This window comes from Streptomyces sp. MZ04, assembly GCF_004684775.1.
GTDB lineage: Bacteria > Actinomycetota > Actinomycetes > Streptomycetales > Streptomycetaceae > Streptomyces.
Genome location: NZ_SRIC01000298.1, coordinates 1 through 9,832, shown reverse-complemented (window position 1 = coordinate 9,832; position 9,832 = coordinate 1). Strand labels below are relative to the sequence as shown.

The 9,832-nt window shown below is 70.1% G+C and carries 6 protein-coding genes; 4 read left to right on the top strand and 2 right to left on the bottom strand.

Annotated elements, in window-relative coordinates:
- Positions 1-179 precede the first annotated feature (179 nt).
- Complete coding sequence (locus E2651_RS36535) at positions 180-2,366, bottom strand: MMPL family transporter (RefSeq protein ID WP_209446338.1); 2,187 nt, start codon at positions 2,364-2,366, stop codon at positions 180-182.
- Between the two features lie 261 nt (positions 2,367-2,627).
- On the opposite strand from E2651_RS36535, the gene E2651_RS36530 reads away from it, so the two are divergent.
- From E2651_RS36530 to E2651_RS36520, 3 genes are read left to right on the top strand one after another with little or no spacing between them, the layout of a single operon-like run.
- Positions 2,628-3,899, top strand: coding sequence for a sensor domain-containing protein (locus E2651_RS36530; protein ID WP_135335562.1), 1,272 nt, complete (start codon positions 2,628-2,630; stop codon positions 3,897-3,899).
- Positions 3,884-4,534: a response regulator transcription factor gene (locus tag E2651_RS36525; RefSeq protein ID WP_135335561.1), complete on the top strand. Its 651-nt coding sequence runs from the start codon at positions 3,884-3,886 to the stop codon at positions 4,532-4,534. Before E2651_RS36530 ends, E2651_RS36525 begins: the two co-directional genes overlap by 16 nt.
- A gap of 53 nt (positions 4,535-4,587) precedes the next feature.
- Positions 4,588-6,054 (top strand): DUF1996 domain-containing protein, encoded by a 1,467-nt coding sequence (locus E2651_RS36520; RefSeq protein ID WP_135335560.1) that lies wholly within the window; start codon positions 4,588-4,590, stop codon positions 6,052-6,054.
- 59 nt (positions 6,055-6,113) lie between these two features.
- Here E2651_RS36520 and E2651_RS36515 read toward each other — a convergent pair whose 3' ends face one another.
- Positions 6,114-6,542: a hypothetical protein gene (locus E2651_RS36515; protein WP_135335563.1), complete on the bottom strand. Its 429-nt coding sequence runs from the start codon at positions 6,540-6,542 to the stop codon at positions 6,114-6,116.
- Between the two features lie 139 nt (positions 6,543-6,681).
- On the opposite strand from E2651_RS36515, the gene E2651_RS36510 reads away from it, so the two are divergent.
- The coding region (locus E2651_RS36510; RefSeq protein ID WP_135335559.1) for an alpha-N-acetylglucosaminidase at positions 6,682-9,832 on the top strand (3,151 nt) is incomplete at its 3' end.

The following is a 9,832-nucleotide window of genomic DNA, read 5'->3' as shown; positions in this document are numbered from 1 at the left end:
GTGTAGGGGCGTTCTCTTTCCCCGACCCCGCCCCTTCCCGATGTCCTCAAACGCCGGACGGGCTGGAATTTCCAGCCCGTCCGGCGTTTGAGGACGAACTCGGCGGAGCCGGTGATCGACGGTCACCCCGGCCGGCGGAGCCGGAATTTTCGGGAAGGGGCGGGGTTGGGGAAAGGAGACTACGCCCTCGCCGACGGCACCGGACGGGGCATCGGCTGGACCGAAGCCTCCTCGCTGTGCGAGATCTGCGGCAGCCACGAAAGCCAGCCCGGTGTACGCCAGTTGCGGTCGCCCAGCAGCGTCATCAGTGACGGCAGCAGGACCATCCGGACCAGGGTCGCGTCCAGGAGGACCGCGACGCCCAGGCCCACGCCCATCTGCTGCATGTCCTGCATGGACAGCGTCCCGAAGACCGCGAAGACCGCCACCATGATCACGGCCGCGCCCGTCACCGCGCCCGCGGTCCGCGTGATGCCCTCCCGGATCGCCGAGCGGTTGTCCAGGCCCCGGTCCCGCGCCTCGCGGATCCGGGAGACGACGAACACGTGGTAGTCCATGGACAGGCCGAAGAGGACGACGAGGACGAACAGCGGCATCCAGTTCTCGATCGCGCCGACCTTCTCGGAGCCGATCAGCTCCGCGCCCCAGCCGTGCTGGAAGACGGCGGTCATCACGCCGTACGCCGCGCCCACCGACAGCAGGTTGAGGGCGATGGAGGTCACCGCGATCACCACCGAGCGGAAGCTGAACAGCATCAGCAGGAACGTCACCGCGGCGATGAAGGCGAACACCGGCACGATGCCCTGGGCGAGCTGGTCGCTGAAGTCCTCGGACTCGGCCAGCTCACCGCCGACATACGCGTCCGCGTCCAGGCCGTCGAAGGCCGCGGGGACCACGTCGTCCCGGAGCCCGCCCAGCGCCTTCTTCGACTGCGCGTCACTGCCGTCACCGGGCAGCGGTACGTCGATCTCCGCCACGCCCGCGCCCTTGTGGACGGTGAGTTCGGCGCCGTTGCCCGCGTCCCGCACCACCGCCGCCAGCGCGTCCCGCATCTCCTTCGACGCGATGCCGTCCGCGTCGTGCGCCTTGACGACCACCTGGGCCGGAGTGGGACCGCCCGGGAACTCCTCGGTGATCTTCCGGAACGAGACCGAGAGCGGGGCGTCGGAGCCGAACTGCTTCTCCAGGCCGAGCTGTTCGGTCTTCATGCCGAGCGCGGGCGCGGCGAGGGCGAGGAGCAGCACCGTCGCGCCGACCGCGAAGAACTTCGGCATCGCGAGGACGGGGCGCAGCAGCTTGCCCGCGATCCCGCCGCTGGCGTGCGCGCCCTTCTTGCCCTTTCGGTTCAGGAACGGGATGCGCCCCGCGTCGATCCGGTCGCCGAGCCCCGCGAGCAGCGCGGGAAGCACCGTGACCGAGCCCAGCATCGCCACGCACACCACCAGGATCGTGGCGAGGGCGAAGCCCTTGAAGAGGAGGAGTCCGGACAGGAACATGCCCGCCATGGCGACCATCACGGTGAGCCCGGAGACCAGCACGGCACGGCCGCTCGTGGCCGCCGCGATCCGCAGCGCGGTGTCCGCGTCCGCACCCGCCGCCCGCTCGTCCCGCTCGCGCCGCAGATAGAACAGGCAGTAGTCGACGCCGACGGCGAGGCCCATCAGGAACATCACCGAGTACGTCGTCTCGAAGAGGTGCAGCTGGTGGCTGGCGAGCGAGAGCAGGCCGAAGGCCGCCACGCACGCGGTCAGCGCGAGGCCCACCGGGAGCAGCGCCGCGACCACGGCCCCGAAGGCGACCAGGAGGATGCCGAGGGCCAGCGGCACGGCGGTGAACTCGGCCTTGGTGAGGTCGTCGGAGAGCAGGTCGCTCAGCTGCTTCTCGGAGCTCGCGTCGCCGAACTGGTAGACGGAGATGCCGTTCCGGGCACCCTCGTCCTGCGCCTTCCGCACCGCGTCGAGCACCGCCTGTACACGGTCGGCCGCGTCGTCGGATGCACCCTTCATCTCGAAGCGGAGCAGGGCGTCCTTGCCGTCCTCGGAGGGCAGCGGCGCCTGGAGGTCACGTACATCCCCTGTGGCGGTCAGCGCCTTGGACAGGTCGGCCGCCGCGTCCCGCCAGCCGTCCGGGGTGCGGGCGGCGACCATGACGAGCTCGCCGGCGGGCTCCTCGACGCCCGCCTCGTCGAGGATCCGCGCCGCCCGGCCCGAGTCGCCGACCCCCATCTCTTCGTCGGAGGCGGTGACCATGCCCGAGGCCCCGCCGATGGTCGTGGCCAGCACGACGAACAGCAGCCAGCCCAGGATGGCCGTCTTGCGATGGTGTGCGCTCCACACACCCAGTCGTGCCGCGAGGTTTGGCCGCATGGCCTTTCGCCCCCATAGGTAAGCGCCAGAAGCGCAAGTAAGCGTCGGATAAGCCGTCTTGATGACGCCGACAACGCTAGAAATCCGGGGCCGCCCCACCCAGCCGTCGAAGCCCCCTCCCGCCGAGGCACAGGGCGAGCCGCCGGGGTGTCGTCAGGTACACCCCCGCTCGGGTGCCGGACCCAATGCCCCGCTCTCCCGCCGACGGCGAGAATGGACGCATGCTTCTGGAAGGGATCTGGGAGAGATGGGGATCAAAAAATGACGAGGGTCCGTGAATCCGTGGTCGCGGGAGCCCGTGGGCTCTACCTGGCGGTCGTCACGCTCGCCGGTTCGATCACGCTCTTCGTCCTGTCGGTCCTGTCGATCGCCTTCATCCTCCTGGGCGTCGGCTTCTTCACGACCCCGCTCGTCCTGACCGGCGTACGCACCTGGGCGACGCTGCGCCGGGTCCAGGCCGGCGAGTGGTCGGGCGTCCACATCCCCGTCCCCTACCGGCCCTTCCCCGCGGATCTGCGCTCCGGCATCACCGGGCAGGTGGAGCGCACCACGCTGATGCTGAAGGACCCGGCGACCTGGCGTGATCTGCAGTGGCTGCTCGTCGACATGACCGCGGGCTTCGTCACGGTGATCTTCGCCCCCGCGCTGCTCCTCTACCCGCTGTACGGCTATGTCCTCGCCATGGGCGTCTGGAAGCCGATCGTCGACTCGGGCGGCGGCGACTGGTACGGCTTCGTCCACGTCACCTCGCAGGGCACCGCCAACATGGCCGCGCTGCTCGGCACCGCGATCGCCGTCGTCGCCGTCTTCGCGCCCCCCGCCATCCTGCGCGGCCACTTCCTGCTCGCCAGGACGCTGCTCGCGCCGACTGTCTCCATGCGGGAGCGCGAACTGGCCCGGCGTGTGGACCGGTTGACCGAGACGCGGCACGACGCCGTGGACTCGTCGGCCGCCGAGCTGCGCCGCATCGAGCGGGATCTGCACGACGGCGCGCAGGCCCGTCTCGTGGCGATGGGCATGGACCTCGGCACCATCGAGGCGATGATCGAGAAGGACCCCGCGAAGGCCAAGGAGCTGATCTCCAAGGCGCGGCAGAACTCCGGCGAGGCGCTGACCGAACTGCGCGACCTGGTGCGCGGCATCCATCCGCCGGTGCTCGCCGAGCGCGGCCTCGGCGACGCGGTGAAGGCCCTCGCGCTGCGCCTTCCGGTGCGGACCGACGTGGACGTGGAGCTGTACGGCAGGACCGAGGCGCCGGTGGAGTCGGCGGCGTACTTCGCGGTGAGCGAGGCCCTGACGAACGCCATCAAGCACGCGGGCGCGGACCGCGTCTGGGTGGACATGCACCACGCGCAGGGCATGCTGCGGATCGCGGTCACGGACAACGGCAAGGGCGGCGCGTCCATCGGGGCCGGGTCCGGGCTGAGCGGGATCGAACGCCGACTCGGTACATTCGACGGCGTACTGGCCGTCAGCAGTCCGGCGGGCGGCCCGACCATGGTGACCATGGAGATCCCTTGCGAGTTGTCCTAGCCGAAGATCTCTTCCTGCTGCGTGACGGTCTGGTCCGGATGCTGGAGGCATTCGACTTCGAGATCGCCGCCGCCGTCGAGAGCGGGCCCGAACTCACCAAGGCCCTGGCGGAGTTGGAGCCGGACGTCGCGGTCGTCGACGTCCGGCTTCCGCCGTCCCACACGGACGAGGGACTGCAGTGCGCGCTCGCCGCACGGCGGGCACGGCCGGGCCTTCCCGTCCTCGTCCTCTCCCAGCATGTGGAGCAGTTGTACGCGCGCGAGCTGCTCGCCGACGGGAACGGCGGGGTCGGCTATCTCCTCAAGGACCGTGTCTTCGACGCCGAGCAGTTCATCGACGCGGTACGCAGGGTCGCCGCGGGCGGCACCGCGATGGACCCGCAGGTGATCCAGCAGCTCCTTTCCCGGCGTTCGGCGGACCAGCCGCTCGCCAAGCTGACCCCGCGCGAGCGCGAGGTGCTCGAACTCATGGCGCAGGGACGGTCGAACGCCGCGATCGCGGGGCAACTCGTGGTGACGGAACGGGCGATCGCCAAGCACACGTCCAATATCTTCGGGAAACTGGACCTGCCGGTCTCCGACGACGACAACCGGCGTGTGCTCGCGGTCATCGCCTATCTCGATCAAGGGCGTTGAGGGAATTCCGGGTGTGATTGAACGGGGCGGGCTCCTGTTGCGTACGTAGTCCTATGGGACACACACCACGACGCACATCACGAAAACGATCACAGCTTGCCGGGCGGGCGATCGCCGCATCGGCGGCTCTCCTTCTGGGCGTCGGCGGAATGGTCGCGGTGAATGTCTACGCGAACGCCGAAGAAAGCACCGATCCGCCGCCTTCCTCCACCCGGTCCGGCGAACAGACCCCCGGCCTCTCGACCATCAGCTGCCCGGACGTGGGCACTCAACTGTCGGACGTGCCGGACAGTGCCCGTGAGGACGTCGACCAACAGCTCGCGGACCTGGACAGTCAGATCACCGCCGCCTACGAACAGTACGCCGACGCGGAGAACACCGCGGAGGCCGAGGCCGTACTCGACCCGCTGGAGGAGCAGCGGCTGCCGGTCATCGAGGACATCGGCTCCGCGATCGACGAAGCGGGTGGCCAGCCGCCCGACGGGCTCGACGACATGGCGACGTGCACCGTAGGCGCCGCGGACGGGACCGGGGAGCAGCAGGCCCCGGAGGAATGGCAGGACGGCAACAAGCAGCTCGGCGACGCGGGTGACGGTCAGCAGCTGCCACCTGATGGCGGCGGGCAGAACGGGAATGGGCCCAATGCCGATGATTTCGTCGACATCAACAATGTCCAGCCCAATGTCGATCCCCCCAACCTGCGGGGTGGCGGATCGGACGGGACCTTCACCACAGAATGCGGGAAGAACGAGAACGGCAAGTTCAATCCCGACAATGTCATCGTCGCGCCCGGCGTGAGCAATGGCGCTCACCATATGCACGATTACGTTGGCAATCAGGCCAATGACGCCTTCGCCAGTGACGACGATCTCGCCAACGGTGACACCAGTTGCCGAAATCAGGGCGACAAGTCCACCTATTACTGGCCGGTCCTGCGACTGCAGAACGGGCAGGACGAGAACGACGCCAACGCGGACGGCGGCGGCAAGGACCAGAATATCGGCAAGATCCAGACCCCGGCGGCGGTGACGCTGAAGTTCGTCGGAAATCCGGTGAGCAAGGTCGTCGAGATGCCGCGCTTCCTGCGCATCATCACCGGCGACGCCAAGGCGCTCACCAATGGTGACGCGAACGCCAACGCGTCCTGGAGCTGCACCGGATTCGAGGACCGGCAGCTGAAGGACAAGTATCCGATCTGCCCGGACGGCAGCAAGGTCGTCAGGACGTTCAACTTCCAGAGCTGCTGGGACGGGCAGAACACCGACAGTGCCAATCACCGGACGCACGTGGCCTTCGCCGACCAGGAGAGCGGCGCCTGTCCACAGGGGTTCCAGGCCATTCCGCAGCTGGTGCAGCGCATCGTGTACGACGTGCCGCCCGGCCCCGGGTTCGCCGTCGACTCGTTCCCCGAACAACTGCACAAAGCCGGGACGGATCACGGTGACTTCATCAACGTCTTCGATGATCAGTTGATGGCGCGCGTGGCCGACTGCATCAACAGCGGCAGCAACTGCAACTGATCAACACCGGTAGGCGCTGCACCTGATCTGCAGCGCCTACCCCCCGTACCGCTGCGCGGTCAGCTCGTGCGGTGACCGGAGTGGCCCGAGTGCCCCGGGCCCGAGTCCTCTTCATCCCCACCACCGCTACTCCCCGAGTGGTGTGAGGACTCCTCCACCGTCCCGCCGAGCCGGCCGCGCAGCCTCGCGACCACTTTCTGGTCGCCGACGGCGATCCACTTCTTGCCGACGAGGTACGTGCCGCCGTAGTCGTTGGCCTCATCGAGCCATTCGGCCTGGCCACGGGCGTTTGTAAAGGTTACGAGGACATAGCGGCGGGCACCGTCCCCACAGGTGGCCTGCCGTAGTTCGGCCGCGTCCGTCTGGATGTCGGGCTCGCACCGCGCCTTGGCCGCCAGCTGCTCCAGGCTGCCGCTCGCCGTCTCCGGTGCGTCGTCGCCGTCCGAGCCGCCGCACGCCACCAGTACCAGCAGCAGTCCCACACCCATGCCCCGCGCTGCCTTCATCGTCCCACCAGTCCCTTCAGTCCCGTCAGGCGATGCGAACTCGCCGTCTCCGTACGCACCGTTGAGCACGGGCAGCCGCACGGATACCGTGCGCCGCAGCATTCGACCCAGGGGGGTACACATGACCGACCCGTCCCGACGTTCCGTGCTCGGCACCGCCGGAGCCATCGGCATCGGCTGCGCCATCAGCGGGGTGGCCACTGCGTCCCACGCCGCCGAAGGGCCCACCAAGGGCCCCGCCTTCGATACGGATTCCGCACGCTCAGCGCTCAACAGACTCCTGCCGCATCACGCGGAACAGTTCCGTCTCAGACTCGTCCCCGCGCAGGGCGGCAAGGACCGCTTCCGCGTGACCGGCACCACCGGGCGCATCGAGGTCTCCGGTACGACGCCCGCCGTGCTGCTCACCGGGGTCCACTGGTATCTGAAGTACGCGTGCGGGGCCCATATCACCTGGAACGGAAGCCAGTTGGACCTGCCGAAGCGGCTGCCCGCGCCCGCGCGGCCGCTGGAGCGGTCGACCGCGCTGCCGCACCGGTTCGCCCTGAACGACACCAACGACGGGTACACCGCGCCGTACGCCGACTGGACGTACTGGGAGCGCATGATCGACGTACTCGCCCTGCACGGCTGCAATGAGGTCCTGGTGATCGCCGGGGCGGAGGCCGTCTACCACCGGCTCCTGAAGGACTTCGGGTACAGCGACGCGGAGGCGCGGGCGTGGCTGCCCGCACCGTCACACCAGGCGTGGTGGCTGCTGCAGAACCTGTCCGGGTACGGCGGCCCGCTCTCCCCCGAACTCATCGACAAGCGCGCTGAGCTGGGCCGCAAGATCGTGGACCGGCTGCGCGAGCTGGGCATGGCCCCCGTCCTGCCCGGCTACTACGGTCACGTCCCGGACGGCTTCGTGGCACGCAACGGCGGGGACGCGCGCGTGGTGCCGCAGGGCAACTGGCACGGCTTCAAGCGACCCGACTGGCTCGACCCGCGGACCTCCTCCTTCGCGAAGGTCGCCGCCTCCTTCTACCGGCACCAGGAGGAACTCTTCGGCGCCGCCGAGCACTTCAAGATGGACCTGCTGCACGAGGGGGGCACCGCGGGCGACGTCCCCGTGCCCGACGCGGCGCGCGGCGTCGAGACCGCCCTGCGCACGGCCAGGCCCGGTGCGACCTGGGTGATCCTGGGGTGGGAGGCCAATCCGCTGCCCGAGCTGCTCGACGCGATCGACCGGCGGCGGATGCTGATCGTCGACGGCGTGTCCGACCGGTTCACGAGCGTCACCGACCGCGAGAAGGACTGGGGCGGCACTCCGTACGCGTTCGGGACGATCCCCAACTTCGGGGGGCGTACGACGATCGGGGCGCGGGCGCACATCTGGAACGAGAAGTTCTTCGCGTGGCGGGACAAGGGCGGCAGCGCGCTTGCCGGTACGGCGTTCATGCCGGAGGCCACGGACCGCGACCCGGCCGCCTTCGAGCTCTTCTCCGAACTGGCGTGGACCGAGGAGCGGTTGGACCTCGGGGCGTGGTTCTCGGACTACTCCGGCTTCCGGTACGGCGGCCACGACCGGGACGCGCGGGCCGCCTGGCAGGCGCTGCACGACACCGCCTACCGGCACACCGCCGTCGAGCGCAGCGACCCGCACGACTCGCTGTTCGCCGCCCGGCCCGACCTCGCGGCCAACCGCGCCGCCGAGTACGCGCCACGCGCGCTGACCTACGACCCCGGCCGCTTCGACGCGGCACTCGCCGGTCTTCTCGGGGTCGCGCCCGCGCTGCGGGGCAGCGCCGCGTACCGGCACGACGTGGTGGACGTGGCCCGGCAGGCGCTGGCCCACCGCAGCAGGCAGCTGCTGCCGCAGCTCCGGGCCGCGTACGGCAGGAAGGACCAGGAGACCTTCCGTGCCCTTTCGACGCTGTGGCTGCGGCTGATGCGGCTCTCGGACGACGTGACGGGGACCGACTCGGCTTTCCTCCTCGGCCCTTGGGTGGATGCCGCCCGGCGGCTCGGCACGAGCGACGCCGAGCGCGCGGAGTTCGAGCGGACCGCGAAGGTCCTGATCACCGTCTGGGGCGACCGGGCCACGTCCGACGGCGGGAAGCTGCACGAGTACGGCAACCGTGAATGGGCGGGCCTGATGGCCGACTTCTACGTCCCGCGCTGGCAGAAGTGGCTGGACGAGCTGGCCGACGCGCTGGCCGCTGGTCGGGAGCCGAAGGCGGTCGACTGGTTCGCGGCGGAGGAGCCGTGGACCCGCGAGCGCAAGGACTATCCGCTGCGAGGCGTGGGCGACCCGTACCGGACCGCGGGGCGGGTCCGTGACGCCCTGGCCCGTGCGCCGTACCAGGGCTCCCTCGATGTGTCCGCGACACCGCCCGCCTTCCCGCCCGGCGGGCACGCGCGCGTGGAGGCCGTGTTCCGGAACGTCAACGGGCTGCGCGACACGGGTCGCGTCGACTTCGAGCTGACCGGGATCGACGCGGAACCCTCGGGCGAGGTGTCGCTGCCGCGGGTCGAGGCCGGGGGCTCGGGCAAGGTGGCCTGGCAGGCGCGGGCCTCGGGCGAACCCCTGGACCAGCCGCTGCGGGCGCTGCCGTACGAGATCGCCGTGCGGTACGGGCCGCGCGGCGAGGCACGGGTGCGGTCCGTCCACGAGGGGACGCTGTACGAGGCGGGTCCCGTGGGGGCGGACTGGAAGACGTACACGAACAACGCGGCCGTCTTTGGCGAGTTGGAAGGCCGGTACGCGGTCAACGGGGGCGGCGCCGACCTGTGGAAGGGCACGACGGAGTTCGGGGCGCTGTACCGGGAGGGCGCGCTGCGGGACGGGGTCGCGGTGACGGTCCGGGTGGACACCCAGGCGGCGACCGGGCCGTGGGCGAGGGCGGGGCTCATCGCCCGCAACAAGCTGGCGGAGGCGGGGTCGCGGGGCTTCGTCAACCTCTCCGTGACACCGGCCAACGGGGTCGTGCTCTCGTACGACACGAACGGCGACGGGACGCTGGACACGTACAAGCGGATCACGGGGATCAAGGCACCGGTGCTGCTGCGGCTGAGCCGGGCGGGGGACGTGGTCACCGGGGCGTGCTCGACGGACGACGGGGCCAGTTGGCGGGTGGTGGCGAGCGTGGCTGTGGCGGGGATCGCGGGCGCGCAGGATGTGGGGCTGTTCATGAGCGCGACCAATGGGGGCGACGGCGGAAGGGGGACGGGGGGGTTCAGCGGGGGGAGGTTGGCCAGAAGGGGCGGGGCCGCTGCCGGGCGGATCAACG

Excerpts from the sequence above, each read along its gene's own strand:
- E2651_RS36535 (WP_209446338.1), bottom strand. The coding sequence starts at position 2,366 with ATGCGGCCAAACCTCGCGGCACGACTGGGTGTGTGGAGCGCACACCAT.
- E2651_RS36530 (WP_135335562.1), top strand. The coding sequence starts at position 2,628 with ATGACGAGGGTCCGTGAATCCGTGGTCGCGGGAGCCCGTGGGCTCTAC.
- E2651_RS36520 (WP_135335560.1), top strand. The coding sequence starts at position 4,588 with ATGGGACACACACCACGACGCACATCACGAAAACGATCACAGCTTGCC.
- E2651_RS36515 (WP_135335563.1), bottom strand. The coding sequence starts at position 6,542 with ATGGGTGTGGGACTGCTGCTGGTACTGGTGGCGTGCGGCGGCTCGGAC.